This is a genomic window from Streptomyces sp. SID5643 (assembly GCF_009872555.1).
Taxonomy (GTDB): domain Bacteria; phylum Actinomycetota; class Actinomycetes; order Streptomycetales; family Streptomycetaceae; genus Streptomyces; species Streptomyces iakyrus.
In genome coordinates, this window is record NZ_WWIC01000292.1 from 1 (window position 1) to 570 (window position 570).

The 570-nt window shown below is 69.1% G+C and carries 1 protein-coding gene; it reads left to right on the top strand.

The genetic code is table 11. From position 1 onward, the window contains the following. On the top strand, window positions 1-570 hold a 570-nt coding region (locus GTY56_RS31935; RefSeq protein ID WP_524540166.1), incomplete at both ends, for a phosphoglucose isomerase-related protein.

Sequence of the window (570 nt, forward strand, 5' to 3'; positions counted from 1 at the left end):
CACCGAGGACCGGGCCGTGCTGCACACCGCGCTGCGCGCCCCGCGGGACGCCGTGATCGAGGTCGACGGTGAGAACGTCGTGCCCGACGTGCACGCCGTGCTCGACAAGATGGCGGACTTCGCGGGCCGGGTGCGCTCCGGCGAGTGGACCGGCCACACCGGCAAGCGGATCCGCAACGTCGTCAACATCGGCATCGGCGGCTCCGACCTCGGCCCGGCGATGGCCTACGAGGCGCTGCGGCCGTTCACCGACCGGGAGCTGACGTTCCGTTTCGTGTCGAACGTGGACGGCGCCGACCTGCACGAGGCGGTGCACGACCTGGACCCGGCTCAGACGCTGTTCATCGTCGCGTCCAAGACCTTCACCACGATCGAGACGATCACGAACGCCACCTCGGCGCGCTCCTGGCTGCTGAACGGCCTGGGCGGCGATGAGAAGGCGGTGGCCAAGCACTTCGTCGCCCTGTCGACCAACGCGGAGAAGGTCGCCGGCTTCGGCATCGACGTCGACAACATGTTCGAGTTCTGGGACTGGGTCGGCGGCCGCTACTCCTACGACTCCGCGATCGG